Source organism: Pedobacter sp. CG_S7 (genome assembly GCF_040544395.1).
Taxonomy (GTDB): Bacteria; Bacteroidota; Bacteroidia; order Sphingobacteriales; family Sphingobacteriaceae; genus Pedobacter.
This window is the reverse complement of the sequence record NZ_JBEONS010000006.1, coordinates 1-15,528: the sequence shown is the minus strand read 5'-3', so window position 1 is coordinate 15,528 and position 15,528 is coordinate 1. Positions and strand designations below refer to the sequence as shown.

At 37.7% G+C, this 15,528-nt stretch carries 15 protein-coding genes; 9 read left to right on the top strand and 6 right to left on the bottom strand.

Going from position 1 to position 15,528, the window contains the following annotated elements:
• The first annotated feature begins 52 nt into the window (after nucleotides 1-52).
• Nucleotides 53-928 carry a glycerophosphodiester phosphodiesterase family protein gene (locus tag AAKU52_RS05330; RefSeq protein ID WP_354331022.1) on the top strand — a complete coding sequence of 292 codons (876 nt, stop codon included), beginning with the start codon at nucleotides 53-55 and terminating at the stop codon, nucleotides 926-928.
• Between the two features lie 58 nt (nucleotides 929-986).
• On the opposite strand, the gene AAKU52_RS05325 is transcribed toward AAKU52_RS05330, so the two are convergent.
• Nucleotides 987-2,345, bottom strand: a complete 1,359-nt coding sequence (locus AAKU52_RS05325; RefSeq protein WP_354331020.1) for a peptidylprolyl isomerase — start codon at nucleotides 2,343-2,345, stop codon at nucleotides 987-989.
• A gap of 225 nt (nucleotides 2,346-2,570) precedes the next feature.
• Between AAKU52_RS05325 and AAKU52_RS05320 the strand changes: the two genes are divergently transcribed.
• Nucleotides 2,571-3,077, top strand: a complete 507-nt coding sequence (locus AAKU52_RS05320; protein ID WP_354331018.1) for a hypothetical protein — start codon at nucleotides 2,571-2,573, stop codon at nucleotides 3,075-3,077.
• Complete coding sequence (rdgB, locus tag AAKU52_RS05315; protein ID WP_354331016.1) at nucleotides 3,074-3,655, top strand: RdgB/HAM1 family non-canonical purine NTP pyrophosphatase; 582 nt, start codon at nucleotides 3,074-3,076, stop codon at nucleotides 3,653-3,655. The genes AAKU52_RS05320 and rdgB overlap by 4 nt, the downstream gene beginning before the upstream one ends.
• Here the strand turns inward: rdgB and AAKU52_RS05310 are convergent.
• A complete protein-coding gene (locus AAKU52_RS05310) occupies nucleotides 3,624-5,762 on the bottom strand; it encodes an OstA-like protein (RefSeq protein WP_354331014.1) in 2,139 nt (712 codons plus the stop codon). The genes rdgB and AAKU52_RS05310 overlap by 32 nt on opposite strands.
• Before the next feature lie 51 nt (nucleotides 5,763-5,813).
• On the opposite strand from AAKU52_RS05310, the gene tilS reads away from it, so the two are divergent.
• From tilS to bshA, 3 genes are all read left to right on the top strand, one after another.
• Complete coding sequence (tilS, locus tag AAKU52_RS05305) at nucleotides 5,814-7,160, top strand: tRNA lysidine(34) synthetase TilS (protein WP_354331012.1); 1,347 nt, start codon at nucleotides 5,814-5,816, stop codon at nucleotides 7,158-7,160.
• Between the two features lie 4 nt (nucleotides 7,161-7,164).
• Nucleotides 7,165-7,650 carry a hypothetical protein gene (locus AAKU52_RS05300; protein WP_354331010.1) on the top strand — a complete coding sequence of 162 codons (486 nt, stop codon included), beginning with the start codon at nucleotides 7,165-7,167 and terminating at the stop codon, nucleotides 7,648-7,650.
• A 140-nt stretch (nucleotides 7,651-7,790) separates the two neighbouring features.
• A complete protein-coding gene (gene bshA, locus AAKU52_RS05295; protein WP_354331008.1) occupies nucleotides 7,791-8,936 on the top strand; it encodes an N-acetyl-alpha-D-glucosaminyl L-malate synthase BshA in 1,146 nt (381 codons plus the stop codon).
• 166 nt (nucleotides 8,937-9,102) lie between these two features.
• Here the strand turns inward: bshA and AAKU52_RS05290 are convergent, their stop codons facing one another.
• Both AAKU52_RS05290 and AAKU52_RS05285 read right to left on the bottom strand, forming a co-directional pair.
• A complete protein-coding gene (locus AAKU52_RS05290; RefSeq protein ID WP_354331006.1) occupies nucleotides 9,103-10,221 on the bottom strand; it encodes a lactonase family protein in 1,119 nt (372 codons plus the stop codon).
• Between the two features lie 14 nt (nucleotides 10,222-10,235).
• Nucleotides 10,236-11,630 (bottom strand): pseudouridine synthase, encoded by a 1,395-nt coding sequence (locus tag AAKU52_RS05285; RefSeq protein WP_354331004.1) that lies wholly within the window; start codon nucleotides 11,628-11,630, stop codon nucleotides 10,236-10,238.
• 218 nt (nucleotides 11,631-11,848) lie between these two features.
• Between AAKU52_RS05285 and AAKU52_RS05280 the strand changes: the two genes are divergently transcribed.
• Nucleotides 11,849-12,646 carry a lytic transglycosylase domain-containing protein gene (locus AAKU52_RS05280; protein ID WP_354331002.1) on the top strand — a complete coding sequence of 266 codons (798 nt, stop codon included), beginning with the start codon at nucleotides 11,849-11,851 and terminating at the stop codon, nucleotides 12,644-12,646.
• A 386-nt stretch (nucleotides 12,647-13,032) separates the two neighbouring features.
• Here AAKU52_RS05280 and AAKU52_RS05275 read toward each other — a convergent pair whose 3' ends face one another.
• Both AAKU52_RS05275 and AAKU52_RS05270 read right to left on the bottom strand, forming a co-directional pair.
• Nucleotides 13,033-13,311, bottom strand: a complete 279-nt coding sequence (locus AAKU52_RS05275; protein WP_354331000.1) for a Txe/YoeB family addiction module toxin — start codon at nucleotides 13,309-13,311, stop codon at nucleotides 13,033-13,035.
• Nucleotides 13,308-13,583, bottom strand: coding sequence for a type II toxin-antitoxin system Phd/YefM family antitoxin (locus tag AAKU52_RS05270; protein WP_354330998.1), 276 nt, complete (start codon nucleotides 13,581-13,583; stop codon nucleotides 13,308-13,310). The genes AAKU52_RS05275 and AAKU52_RS05270 overlap by 4 nt, the downstream gene beginning before the upstream one ends.
• Nucleotides 13,584-14,666: 1,083 nt before the next feature.
• On the opposite strand from AAKU52_RS05270, the gene AAKU52_RS05265 reads away from it, so the two are divergent.
• Complete coding sequence (locus AAKU52_RS05265) at nucleotides 14,667-15,038, top strand: VOC family protein (protein WP_354330996.1); 372 nt, start codon at nucleotides 14,667-14,669, stop codon at nucleotides 15,036-15,038.
• 192 nt (nucleotides 15,039-15,230) lie between these two features.
• A complete protein-coding gene (locus AAKU52_RS05260; RefSeq protein WP_354330994.1) occupies nucleotides 15,231-15,362 on the top strand; it encodes a hypothetical protein in 132 nt (43 codons plus the stop codon).
• Nucleotides 15,363-15,528 lie beyond the last annotated feature (166 nt).

The window sequence follows — 15,528 nt, the reverse complement described above, 5'->3', positions numbered from 1 at the left end:
CTTTTGCATAAGTTAGTTCCTTTAATAGCGTTAGTTTTAAAAAATCAATCCAATGAAGCATATTCTACTCTTTACATTATTATTCTTGTCGCTGCAAATGCAGGCACAGAAAAATTTCATGCTGCTTGGTCACCAGGGTGCACGGGGCATCATGCCCGAAAATACTATTCCAGGTCTATTAAAAGCATTAGACCTAGGGGTTAATGTCCTCGATATGGATGTTGTTGTTTCTAAAGATCAACAAGTGGTGCTTTCTCATGAGCCCTATTTTAACCACGAAATCAGTATACAGCCCAATGGAAAAGCCATTACTTTTAAAGATCAGAAAAAATATAACCTCTTTAAAATGGACTATGCGGAAATCAAAAAGTTTGATGTAGGCACTAAAATTCATGGTCGTTTTCCCGGACAAATGAAAATGAAAGCTTATAAGCCATTGTTGAGTGAGACAATCGACGCTGTGGAAGCTTATGTGAAACGTAACAAAATGCGTAAGCCCACATATAATATTGAAACCGCTTTCATCCGTAAAGGTGATGTGGAATTTCAACCGGAAGCTGCTGTAATCATTGAATTGATGATGGAGATCATCAAGGAGAAAAAACTGACTAAAAGGGTTATCATCCAATCGTTAGATGTGCGCACCTTACAATACCTTCATAAAGCCTATCCTTCCATTAAAACTTCACTGGTGGTAGATGAGAAGCAGGATTTTGAAGAAAGCATAGCGCAGCTGGGTTTTAAACCTACCTATTACAGTCCTTATTATGTGCTGGTAGGAAAAGGCCTGGTAGACCGCTGTCATGAAGCTGGTGTAAAAATAATCCCATGGACAATTAATTCTGTAAAAGACTTAAAATACTTGCTTAATTTAGGTGTTGATGGTGTGGTTACCGATTTCCCTAACATCATGCAACAATTAGATTAATTTTTAAACAAGAACAGCCTGCCGGGGCAAGCTGTTCTTGTTGTTTTTTTTTCGAAACTTATTTTGCTTCAGGCTTCAGCCAGATTTTCAGTTCACTGCAAGTAACATATTCAGGATCAATTTTGATATAGGTACTTTCTCTGCGTTTTTGAAACCACTCGCTTAGTACGCTATCCATTTTTTGCTCCTGGGCCTTTTCTTTAAACTTAGCATAATCCTGATCAAGGTTACCTTTATGAGGTGGTATCTTTGATTTCAATAACAGAATTTTGTAAACCTCTTTACCATCTGCCTCAGTTATAAATACAGGTTTAGAAACGTCACCCACTTTCATGGTGTCTAACACTAAAAATATTTTAGGGTCAACTTTATCTGCAGGTATAAATGTTGTTCTTGCTGTTACGTTATCAGCATATAACATCATTCCACCATTGTATTTCGTTTCTTTATTATCTGAATATTTCGATGCAGCAGCAGAGAAGGGAATTTTTTTGTCCAGAATATTTTTGGAAATACTATCAGCATGAAGTTTAACGCGCGATAAACTCTGTGGCGTAGTAACCGGACGCACCAAAATATGTCTGGCATGCACCTGTTCTCCACGGCGTTCAATTACTTGTAAAACGTGATAACCGAAATCAGTTTCAAAAACTGGCGAAATCTCGCCTGCTTTCAATTTAAAAGCCCAGGCTGTAAATTCTTTCGCCATCATGGTACGGTCGAAGAAACCTAAATCACCGCCATCTGGCGAAGAACCCGGATCTTCAGAATAGGTTTTGGCTAAAAACCCGAAGTCTTCACCACTTTTAACCCTTAACCGAATTGCATCAAGCTTATCAAAATATTTCTGTTTCTCTGCTTTCGTTAATTCAGGGTGCAAAACAATTTCACCTATTTCAAATTCTGTGGTAATATCTGGCAGACTGTCTTTTTTGTAACTATTAAAATATTTTTTAACTTCAAGCGGGGTAACACTCACGTTTTCAGTTATTTTACCTTGCATTTTATTTGCAATTAAGGCATCTTTTATGTCTGGTCTTATTTCGTCTTTGTATTGCAGAACCGATTTGTTTAGAAACTGCTCCAACCGATCCTGACCACCAGCACGCTGTATGCTGGAACGCATTCTCCTATCCACCTCATCATCTACCTGTGGTTCATCCACCATAACGGAGTCAATTTCTGCCTGTTGCTTCAAGAGTTTCTGAACCAGGATTTGTTGTAAAATATAGCATTTTACACTTTCGTTGTTCGTGTTTCCTGAATTCAAATATTGAGCGTACTGCTGGTTTAGTTCAGATAACAGGATAACATTGTTGCCCAATACAGCTACAACTTTATCTATGTTTTTTTTCTGTGCCTGTACATTCAAAAACAAACAGAGTAATCCGCCTGCCATCCATAAAATTTTCTTCATTGTATTTTGTTCAATTTTTTAATCTTGCAAATCTAATCATATATTAACAATACGTCTTTATACACAGGTAAATAGAGCCTTGAATAAAAGTTTAACGCAGTGGCTTTAAGTAGACACCCATTCTGCTGTCGTATTTTTAAGCTATAAAAGTAACAAATAAAGGCGCTTTAATAAGATATTTAACTAATTTTAACAGAAAAATGATGCCCCAATAAACTGATTTTAATGGCAGAACAACTTACCAGCAATACTGAAGCCTTAAGGCTATTCTTCACGGAAGATATTTACCTGATTCCTAATCAGGTAGCGGCACCTCTAGCCCCAATAGTTGAGGTCTTGCCAGTAAGCTTTAATTTTGAAGGGGAGAACTCAAGAAATGTTTTGATCCTGGTAAGCGATGTAAACTTCACTTTGAGTACAGTGCCTGGCACTGCACTGCTGTGGAAAATTGTTGCAGCCATAAAATTAACAAATAAAGAATGTGCGGTGCTCAATTACGCCAATTACCCTGATCAAAGCTTTGCTGATTTGGCTGCTTTTTTTAAGCCTCAACTGTTGCTTTCTTTTGGTGTGCCACCAGAAACCCTAGGCCTGCCAGCACAGCAAACAGAGGTGTTAGGGCAACAAAATGGAGTAAAGGCCATATTTTCGGCAACATTGGATGCTTTGGAATTAGACATCAACATAAAAAAAGCGTTGTGGAAAAGCCTGCAACAATTAACCCTATCATGAGAGAACTTGTTTTCGCAACAAATAACCAGCATAAAACAGTCGAAGTTAGACAGCTTTTAGAGGGACAATATAAAATATTGAACCTGGGAGACATTGGTTGTATCACAGACATCCCGGAAACCGGACATACTTTTGCAGAAAATGCAGCACTGAAAACCAGTTATGTGCACCTTAATTACCAAATGGATTGCTTTGCTGATGACAGTGGACTGGAAGTGGAAGCTCTCAACAATCAGCCTGGTATTTACTCTGCCAGGTATGCAGGTACAGGTGGTGATATGGCAAATCTACAACTGGTTTTAAAGAATATGGAAGGGCAAGCCAATAGAAAAGCTTGTTTCAGAACAGTTGTTTCTTTGGTGCAAAACAACGAGAATTATTTATTTGAAGGCGTTATTAATGGAACCTTGCGAGAAGAAAGTGCTGGCGTAAAAGGATTTGGTTACGACCCCATTTTTCAACCTGACGGGTATGCCATTACCTTTGCAGAAATGAGCATGCAAGAGAAAAATGAAATCAGTCACCGGGCACAGGCCATGAATAAGCTTATTGCTTTTTTAAAGTCTCTACAGGTTTAATCGTTTTCATTACGGTGTCTAGTAATTTTTTGGTGCTATCCTGAATTTTTAATGCGGTATTGATTATTTTTGTTCCGTCGGCTTTCAATGGAACAATGGCACCCTGGTTAGCAACCTTTTTCGGAGCTGGTGTTGTTTTCGGCTTGGCTTTAGCTTTTGTTTTTGTCTGTTTTTTTTGATTGGTGATGTCTGCTTTCGAAGTGGGCCTGTTTTCTGGTTTCCAGATAAAGCCCGTCAGCAAAACTTCTTCTTTCACTTCACTAGCCGGAGTTGCAGTGCCTTCCACATCCCTTATTGGCACAATTTCATTGATTTCGCTATCCTTAAAAAGGATTTTTATCCTGCTACTGATTGTCCTGTTCATCTTATTATAGTCGCCCTTATCCGTTTTACTGAAATAAACACTTTCAGCGTTTCCATCAACAAACATCCTGCTTAGCTTGCCATCTTGAAAAAAGCCTGTCATAAGCTTTCCTTTAATTTGGTTGAACTTTGTAGAATCCTTATACACATTTACCGTAAAGGCATTCTGTATGACTTGTACAGAATTCAGTTTTTTATTCCTTAATTGCAAATAAATGGTGTCACCAGTTTGTTGAGAATTATCTGCCCATAAAATAGGATTGTTGTACCAGCGCAGGGTAGAGTCAGCACTGCTATAAAACAAGGAATCCGCTTTAGCCTGTAAATTTGATTTAAAGACTTTCACATTATGATAAGCCTTGATGGTCCTTGCTTTAACAGTATCTAATGGGTTAATCTTTAAAGTGTCTTTAGCTAAAGGTTTCTTTAACGTTGTTTTTTTAAGCGTAGCAGTATCTTTAACTGCAATAGCTTTTTTGCTGCTATCTGTTTTTAGCACTAGCGGCTTAAGGGGTATGCTGTCACGCTTCACCACAATGCTGTCTTTAGCAATCGTATTTTTAAGGACAGTATCTGCAGCTTTTTTTAATGGCGGACTAACAGGAACGGACTTTTTTTTATCATTCTTAGGCACTTCCTTATTTTTGAATACAGCCTGTTTCGGACTAACCTTTTCTGTTTTTGGGGCAGTATCGGCAGTGTTTCCAGGAGCAGCACCTTCTTCAGGTTCTTCTTCACCAAGTTCATTGTCTTTCTTGATCACTGGCAAAGGCAACAGTTTTAACGTTTGACGGAGCACCATTTGTGTTTCCAGCGTATCAGCACCCAACCATAAACTGTCAGGTTGTTTAACGTTTTTGACCATTAAAGAATCATTGGTGCCCAGGCCAACATAAGCATTTTTGGTTACTACGGTACGCTGGTCGGCCTTATAATAATAGCCTAACTGCCCATACATGGATGTTTTATCAATAGTGTCCAGAAAAACAATGTTACGTACCGCCTTGCCATAACCAGCAATACCGTCATAATACAAGCTATCGCCCCTTAAACTTTTACTGCCAGAAGTATAGAGATTTTTCTTTCCAAAATAAGCATATTCAGTTTTAGTATTATAAGCACCGTTTTCAGTATAAAGATTATCTTCTTTACCTTTAATATTAGTAGGGCCATAAAAATAAGTCCAGTTAGTGAGTGTATTATAACGCAGCGTATCAGATTTTATCGTTGTTTGAGGCGTAACTACCACTACATTATACCTGAAATAAGCATCGCGGGTACTTGCAAAATAATAGCCATTTTTACTGGTTAGGGTAACATCTTTATTTACAATTTTACCGCCATTTACGTAAGTGCCAATTTTGGGTGTCATTTGATAATCCAAAACATTGGTGGTTAAGACAGATTCGCGGTCCACCATCCTAACATTGCTGGTTAGGTGTGCCGTTTTTGTATTTCCATCATACGTTAAGCGATCCGAATATATATTAAGGGTGTCAGCCTGGTTGATATGCACATTGTTATAAGCTTCAAATACATTCCTTGCTTCATAAAATACAGCACTATCACAAGTAAGGATAGCGTTATCTTGTCTGAATACAGGTTTCCTCAAATAAGAAATCTTGGTTTTATTCTCTACTGTTCCCCTTTCAAAGCGGTCAACATAAATTTTTGTTCTTTCTTGGGCAAGCAAGGAAGCAGAGGAAAGCAAGATTAATAAAAATAAAAGGTGTAATTTTTGCACATTGCAAAGTTAGTTCTTTGGATACCATTTTAAATTAAATATTTTTGAAAGATGTTTCCTTTAAAAAAATTTCAGGATTATATTGCTGAAAATACCCTTCTGAATGCTGATAACAGGGTCTTGTTGACTGTAAGTGGGGGCCGGGATTCTGTACTTTTGGTACATTTATTTAAGCTTGCTGGTTACAGCTGTGGCATTGCACATTGCAATTTTAACTTACGGGGCGAGGAATCCCATAGGGACGAAATGTTTGTAAAAATGCTGGCGGCAACTATGAATATGCCATTTTATGTCAAACATTTCGACACAAAAAGCTATGCAGCTGCTCAAAAAGTTTCCACACAAATGGCAGCCAGAACTTTGCGTTACGACTGGTTTGAGGAGGTAAGCCAGCAGGAACATTATGATTTTATTGCCGTAGCCCATCACCAAAGTGATGCCATAGAAACTGTTTTGCTCAACTTAACCCGCGGTACTGGAATTGCGGGTTTGCATGGCATCAGGCCAAAAGTTAATTTTCTAATCAGGCCATTGCTGAGTTTAACACGTAGTGAAATTGACGAAGCGGTGGAGAGTGAGCAACTTGATTTTGTTGAAGACAGCTCGAATTTGGCAGATAAATATGCGCGGAATAAGATCCGTTTGCAAGTTATTCCCCAACTTAAAGCCATAAACCCCAATTTAGAGCGTACATTTGAACAAAATATTCAAAGGTTTAGCGAGACAGAAATCGTACTGGATCAGGTAGTGAGTCAATTGCGTTTGCAGATTTGTAAAACATTTGGAAATTTAACGCAGTTTTCCTTAGCGGAAATTAAAGCCCTTGTACCTGCACAGTTATTGTTGTATGAATTGTTGAAGCCTTATCAATTCCAATATCCGGTGATCAGGGATATTCTAGCATCGCTTCAAAAACAAAGTGGTATTTCTTTTTACAGCAGCACACACCGGGCCACTATAGATCGCAATCAATTGCTGGTTTCTCCTATCACAGCAAAAGATACTATGGCCAATGAAACTATTCATCCCCAGGATTTGTTTAAAGATTTTGGCCAGCAGCAACTTACTATTAGTCATACAACAAACCTTGGTTTCGAAAAAGTGGCGCATAAGGCATTCATTGATTCGGGGAAATTGATTTATCCTTTAATTTTAAGGACCTGGCAGGAGGGAGATCGTTTTATGCCCTTGGGCATGTCGGTTTTTAAGAAGTTGAGCGACTTTTATATTGACGAAAAAGTGCCGCTTCCGCTAAAAGATCAAATTCCAATTCTGGTGAATGGAAATGGTGAAATGGTTTGGATTGTAGGTATGCGGGCCGACAATAGATATAAAGTGAGTTCTGCTACCAAAAAAGTAACTATATTCGAACTAAAATCTGCAACAATAGCAAAATAGATAAATGGTACACAATTATGCTTTTCTGGAAAAACAATACATCGGCAGGGATTACATCAGAATAGTTTTCCGGATGGTTATTGCTGCTTTTTGCTTTGCGGCTTATGTTTACGAGCGCGACCGCGACAATACTCAGGATCTTTACCTGATTGTTGGTTTTGGTGTGATCGGGATTTCCATCATCCTGATGTTTATGATTCAGTATAAAACTTGTATTTATAATAAAAGTATTACCATTGATGGGCTATGGACAGCCAAGAAAGTGAAAATAGATTTGAACAGTATAGTTAAAGTACGCAAAGACAAGTACAGTAATTTTATGCTCAATAACCCGGTTTATAACCTTCACAGAAAGGGTAGTATCCGTTTTTATTCTTCTGGTAAAGATGCCGTTGTGCTGACCGACCGTGATGGTCTGGAGTATTTTATTGGCACACAAAGACCTAACGAGATGTATCTGGTGATACAAGAAGAAATGAAGCAAAAATAGTTTGTACTAAATAATTGCAATTGTTTAACACAAAGCTCAATTTAAGTGTTGTACTTTGTTGTTATAAGCTTATCGCTTAAAACAACAATCAATATTCTTATGATCGCTTCTTCAACAATAAATTACTATAAAATAACCAAATGAAAATAGGTATAGTTTGTTACCCAACTTTTGGAGGTAGTGGCGTGGTAGCTACCGAACTAGGCAAAGCTCTGGCAGATGAAGGCCACCAGGTACACTTCATTACTTACAGTCAACCGGCACGGCTAGACTTCTTTTCGGCAAACTTATTCTATCACGAAGTTTCCGTAAGGGATTACCCATTATTTGATTATGCCCCCTATGAATCTGCTTTAGCGAGCAAACTGGTTGATGTAGTGAGGTTTGAGAAATTGGACATCCTGCATGTACATTATGCTATACCCCATGCTTCGGCAGCTTTTATGGCCAAACAGATTCTGGCCACTTATGGAATTCAAATTCCATTTGTAACCACATTGCACGGTACTGATATTACGTTGGTAGGTAAAGATCCTACTTATAAGCCTGTGGTTACTTTTTCTATCAACAAATCTGATGGTATTACCACAGTGTCCCAAAGTTTAAAAGATGATACCCTCAACCATTTTGACATTACCGGAGAAATTACAGTCATACCCAATTTTATAGACTTTGAAAGGTTCAGTTTAAAGCCTAAAGATCACTTCAAAAAGGCCATAGCACCCAATAATGAGCGCATCCTGATTCATACGTCCAATTTTAGGCCAGTAAAAAGAACCCCGGATGTGATTTTGATGTTCCAAAAGATATTGAAAAAAGTACCCTCTAAGTTGTTGATGGTAGGCGATGGACCGGAGCGTTCCTCAAACGAAAAAATGTGCAGAGAACTCGGTATTTCCGACCATGTAAGGTTTTTAGGAAAACAGGAAGCGGTAGAAGAAATTCTTTCCGTTTCTGACTTGTTTTTAATGCCTTCAGAATCTGAAAGTTTTGGATTGGCAGCATTGGAAGCTATGGCTTGTAAAGTTCCCGCTATTACATCTAATGCCGGAGGTTTGCCAGAGCTCAACATTGATGGCTTTTGTGGCTACATGAGTGATGTAGGTGATGTTGAGGACATGGCTTTAAAGGCGATATCCATACTTGAAGATGATGAGGTGCTGCAGCAGTTTAAAGAAAATGCTTTCAAAAGAGCACAAGACTTTGACCTTAAGAAAATACTGCCTATTTATGTGGATTACTATATTAGCATCATTGAGAAACAGAAAGTATTGACTGATAGATAGCCCGGAGCTGATACCGACATGGTAGGGACCTCATTCGGACCTCGTTGCGGACATTGCGAACGAGGTGCGTATGAGGTGCTAATGAGGTCCGCCTTAAATACGGCTCAAATAAAAAGCGGCTATCATGCAAATGATAGCCGCTTTTTAGCATTACTTAAACTATGTTTTAGTTTGCTTTAGCAAAGATAAGTGAAACAGGTGCGCCAACAGAAATTCTTTTTCCTGAATCGGTTAATGCACCTGTAAATTTATTTCTTTCAAATATGACAACCTCATCGCTGTATTGATTGCCAACCAGTAAAAACTTGCCGCTAGGGTCTATGGCAAAATTCCGCGGACCTTTACCCAATGTACTCACCCTCGATACGAATGCAAGTTTGCCTGTAGGGAAAATAGAAAACACGGAAATGGTATTGGCATCACCGCGGTTGCTTTGGTACAAAAACTTGCCATCAGGCGATACGTGAATGTCTGCGGCATCAATCTTTCCTTTAAACTCTTTAGCCGTAGTTCCAATTTCCTGAATACGGTTTAAATTACCTTTAGTATAAATGAAAGCGGTTATGCTGCCGTTAAACTCATGCGTGAGGTAGGCGAATTTACCATTAGGACTGAAAGCTAAGTGCCTTGGTCCGGTACCTGCATGTGTTTTATAAACGGTTTTAAGGGTAAGAACGGCTGTTTTGGCTAAAGGGTTATAATTGTAAATGTAAACCAAATCTTCGCCTAGGTCGTTACAAATAAGGTATTTCTTGTCTGGCGTAAACTGTACCATGTGTACATGCGCACTTTCCTGTCTTTTATTAGGATCAATGCTTTTACCTGCATGCTGAATCACTTGTTTAGCTTCGGTAAGCGAGCCATTTTCATTTCTGCCATAAACAGCAATGCTGCCCCCAGAATAGTTGGCTACAATAACATTCTTGTTATCGGCTGTAATATAACAAGGATCGGCACCCTGGCTGTTTTGTTTATTCAGCAATTGCAACGAACCCTCGTTGGCATTAAAAGCAAAAGCACTTACAGTACTTTTGCTTCCAGATTCGTTAACGCTATACACCGATTTAAGGTCTGGAGATAAAGCCAGGAAACTGGGGTTATCCACATTTTTAGTGACACTTTTAAGTTCGGTTTCTCCGTTTATGACGTTGAAATTGTAGGTGTAAATTCCCTCGCTCTTACCCGAATTGGTATAGGTACCAATGAGCAGGTTTAAATTAGTATTTTGCGCCTGAACATTGAAGCAGCATAGCAAAACGGGTATCATGGAGAAGAACTTCTTCATACAATAAATTTAAATTATCTGATGAGGTGTTTGATTTGAATCAATTCATGCTCTTCAAGGTAGCGCCATCTGCCACGGGGAAGATCTTTTTTTGTTAAATTACCATAAACTACACGATCAAGTTTAACAACCTCATAACCCAGGTGTTCAAAAATCCTGCGTACAATTCTGTTTTTTCCACTGTGTATCTGGATACCAATTTCTTTCTTGCTGCCACCGGCAACATAAGAAATACTGTCTGGCTTAATTAAACCATCTTCTAATTCTAAACCGAATTGAATTTTATTTAAATCACCCTGACTTAAGCTATTGTTTAATTCAACCTGATAAATTTTGGTAATACCATTTTTCGGGTGCGAAAGTTTATCAGCAAGATCGCCATCGTTAGTCATTAGCAATAAACCTGTCGTATTTCTATCTAAACGGCCAACAGGATAAATGCGTTCTCTGCTTGCTTTTTCTACCAATTGCATTACTGTGCGTCTTTCCTGAGGATCATCAGTTGTGGTGATGTAATCTTTAGGTTTGTTTAAGAGCACGTATACTCTTTTTTCGCGTTTCAACAATTCGCCATTATAACGGATACTGTCTTTTGCGGGGTCAACTTTATGACCAAGTTCAGAAACAACAAGGTTGTTTACGCTCACTACGCCAGCTGCAATTAACTCATCCGCTTTACGGCGGGAGCAAATTCCTGAATTGGCAATGTAACGGTTTAAACGAATCAGGCCATCATCTTCTTTAGGCTCGGCAGGTTTTCTGCTACGTAGAACTCCGGGTTTATCGCCACGTGGCTTAAAAGTCGGTCTTTCGCCTTCATCTTCTCTTTTTCTAAAAGGTCTGCTGTCTGTACTTCTGGAGCTAGAACTTTTTTTATCATCAAACTTTCTGAAAGGCCTTTCAGCACCTGCATCGAAGTTATCTTTCTTTATATATCCTCTTGTTTTTGGGGCTGCGCTATCGCCATCTCTAGGAGTTCTAGGTCTGAAATCTTTAGCATCACCTGCAGCTCTGGGTTTGAAATCTCTTGGTGCAGAACTTTTGCCCTGGTAACCTCTTGAATCTCCATCTCTGCTTTCTCTTGGTTTAAAGTCTCTTGGGCCTGTACTTTTACCTTGATAACCTCTTGAGTCTCCGTCTCTGCTTTCTCTTGGTTTATAGTCTCTGGAACCCGTACTTTTACCTTGATAACCTTTAGAGTCTCCATCTTTTCCTTCTCTGGGTTTGAAGTCTCTTGGGCCAGAATTTCTGCTTGCATAGCCTTTGGGTGCTTCTTTATCATCTCTCTCTCCAAACTTGCTCTTTCCCTTATAAGTACTATCCTCAGCGCTACGGCTTCTGCCAGTTGTGCTTCTGTTGCCCGGTTTGGACTTGTCATCCCGACTGTTCCTGTTGTTATTTTTAATCATGATACACTGTTAACCACATCAATATGCGGGCAGCAAATTTAGGAAAAATTCATGGATTCTTAAATCGATAAATTCATTGGTTTAGATTAATTTAAAATCGCTGCTCAGGTAGGTTTAAACCCTGATTTTGGGGTCATGTTTTGTAATAGCTTGATAATTAGATAAATATATCGTATCTTTGCAGGCGTTTTATATTATTAACCAAAAAAAGGAGGAAAATGATAAAGAAACACGTAGTAACCTATTCAGTAATTTTAATTTTATTGATGATGGCAACTGTGTTTACTTACCACCTGCCCCAAGCAGAAAAAAGTGTAGTAAAAGTTGATCAAAGAGCACCCTTAATAGCCTCTGTTAAAGAGGATATACCTGCACCAATTCCGGTGCTTAAAAAAGAAGCACCTAAGCGTATTAAGGTGCCAATGAATTTTGCAAAGCGAACCCTGCCCAAAGGCGATAAAAGGGCAGAGGCTAAATTGAAGAAGGTCCTGAAAACTTTCTCCTATGCACATCTTCAAACCAATCGTTTGCATCGAAAAGCTGCAGAATGGTTTCCTGTTATTGAGCCCATCCTGAAAGCTCATGGCATTCCCGAAGATTTTAAATACATGCCTCTTGTTGAATCTGGTCTGCAAAGCGGGGTTTCCCCAAAAGGCGCAGCTGGTTACTGGCAGTTTATGCCCGGCACTGCACGTAGTTATGGATTAAAAGTTAATTCTAGTGTTGATGAGCGCAATAATTTGCGCAAATCTACCATCGCTGCCAGTAAATATATTAAAGAACTGTATGGCATTTTTGGCGATTGGGCTTTGGTTGCAGCGGCTTATAATGTTGGTGATGGCCACATGAAAAAACAAATTAACCGTCAAAATCAGGCCAATTATTTTAAAATGAAGCTTAACCGGGAAACTGCAGGTTATGTTTATAAGTTGATTTCTATGAAGCAGATTATTAAATATCCTATTCGTTATGGGTATTCTGCTCCAAGAGCGTTATTGGCATTGAATAAGGAGTAGAAGGGTTTATCACAACTTTAAGTAATTATTAAACACCTGTAAATTAATTTTTTCAGGTGTTTTGTTTTGCATCCTTGATTTATAATTACTTATAGAATGTTTATTGCATGCTGGATTATTCAATTCGAAAATTTGGTCAAACGAACTTTATGTCTACAATCATTTCAACAAATGACCGTTTTTTGGTAATTGTTATTCAACAAGCTAGAAGTCATTTCCTTTCGGTTCAACCCCTATTTTTTCAATTATTAACTAGTTATTTAATCCTATGTGGATAAGACGTTTCGATATAGAATATTCCACCAATTACTTGGTTTAATGATAATTGCTATTCATAAATGTTCAATTTACAGAACATTTACCCCCTAAATTTCATGGCTTGCTAATTATTTATCATCGTAGTGGAACCGGCATTGAATAATTGCGCATTGTTGGTCTTTGCCCTTAGTTCCCGATACTTGATAAACTAGGCGGTGTTCACCTATTATACGTCTGGACCAAAAGCCTTTCAAATTATGCTTCAAGGCCTCAAGCTTTCCTAAACCATGAAATGGTGTCCTTTTTATTTCTTTAAGTAAGTCTCTAATTTTCTTTTCTGAATCTTCATCGTTATCCATCCAATACTCAAAATCCTCCCAGGCCTCAGGTGTAAATACTATATTCATGCTTTCACCTTATTACCCTCATTAAGAGAGCACAACTTAGTGTTACCTTTTTTAAGATTTTCAATAGAATGTTCTAATCGTTTCCGATTTTCTTTTGTTGACATCAGGTGGGAAGTTTCTGTAAGGGCATTATACTCCTTAATAGAAATCACCACAACGGCATCATCCTCATTGTTGTTCCGTGGAACAATCAGAATATCTTCAGTCTCACTTACCTCATCAAAGTATGCTTTCATATTTGTCCGTAAGGCGGAAATGGTCACTGCTTTCATAATAAAAGTATATGTACAATCAAACGTACGCTATATTGTACATAAAATCAAAGAGTTCATTTGTTATTTATCTATTTCTTTTGATTAGTTTTTATAAAAACCATCTTTTAATGATAATGTTGGGTCATCACAAAACTTTTTTCTTTAGATATGATCTTTTCTGATCTATTCAAGGGCTTATGGTATATCAGATCAAACACTGATTACATAACAAGATATTTTAATATTAATTTAAATATAGCCGTTTTGCTTTTGCAAATCATGGTAGTATTGCATCATATGGATAAATTCTAAATATTCTTCATGAAATTATTTCTGTTTTTCCTGCTGACTCCTTTGATGTTGAAAACATCTGTGCAAGTTAGATTTACCAAAGACTTAAATCCTTTCATAAGAAAAGAACATAAGAAAATTAGAAATCTAGGCTCCGATACTATTATAATTTATGAACAGTACTGTGTAGGCTGTGAAACAATATCTTTTATTAAAGATGGCTCACGAGAGGTGGGTATTCCTCGGGTTTACGAGGAGTTTATAAGGGGTTTATAAGGAGGAAAATATACTGGAAACTTAACGGTAGGTATTATTCAAAGAAAATACCATGTATTAGCGATGCAAATATTGAAGTGGTATAAATGAAAGGTGAAATTTTTAAGTATTTCTTGGCAAATCTTAATCTTAAAATTTTGCTAGCGGAACAGCAGAAAGACAATTCAAAGTGGAGAGCCTATGAATGGATACCGCCTACAATTGAAATTATGGAAATAATTGCAAAGACCTTTCGGCACCTCTACTAAGTGACATTTGTTTTATCAAAATTCCCTGAATATTTGATACTTACAAGCTTGTATTATCATTATTTTAACCAATAATGATAATGTGCCATCATATATAAAGGTTTAGTTTTTGAAACAATGTGGCCTTTAAATACAAGTTTGTTTTCAAATAGTTACAGAAAAACAAGTTTGATTAAAAGCATACATAAAAGTTCTAATTAACATTTAATGTTAAATTCTGGTTAAATTAAGTGCAAAATATATGTTTTAAAATAGCGTATATATATTAGTTATAAACCAAAAAAAAATGCTGAATTCAAATGAACAAAGTATGAACTTTAAAAATGCTTTCGCAGGAATAATGACGGCAGACATTAAAACTTCTACAAAATGGTACACAAACCTGTTCGATAGAAAATCGGACTATAATCCAATGAACATTCTCCACGAATGGGACTTTTCAGATGGTGGAGTCTTACAGTTGGTGGAAGATAAGGAAAGAGCAGGAAAATCTTCAATAACCTTGTTGGTGGCAGATATAGAAAAAATAAAGAAAACACTTGACGAAAAAAACCTCTCACGTGAAGAAATATCAAAAGGAGAGATCGCCAAAACCATTACAATATTTGATCCTGAAAAAAACCGAATAACTTTTGCGGAAAATAATCAAGGTAGATAAACACCCCATGTGAAATGCCCAACCTTAGTGCGTATTTTTCCACTTCAGAGACTTTAAAAGTAGAAACTCCCGCTGATTCTCGAGGTTTCATTTTCCTCATAATTCTCTAGGTCCCATAGGGAATGCAGGCCTGGAGTTGGTACCTTTGGGTAGAGACAGGTTTAAAGAAAATAGAATTAAATTTGTTAAGGCATGGCAAGAACATTTGATGAGTCATTTAAGAAAATGGCAGTAGAGTTATCTTATTTGAAAGAATCAGTTTCAGAAGCTGCAAAAGAATTAGAGTTGGATATGAGCCGCAAAGGTGTAGTCGGTAACTTATAATGCAGGATTTTTGGCAATTAGGAATGCAGAGTATTTGGCAACAATAGTGCAGAGAAAATGGCAACAATGATGCAGAACTCTAGGGGTAAAAGTAGCATTCTTTTTTCAAGAACCTAAAAAAGTTTTTCGGTTCCGTAACCTGTAACTTTCTCCAGAAAGATTGATG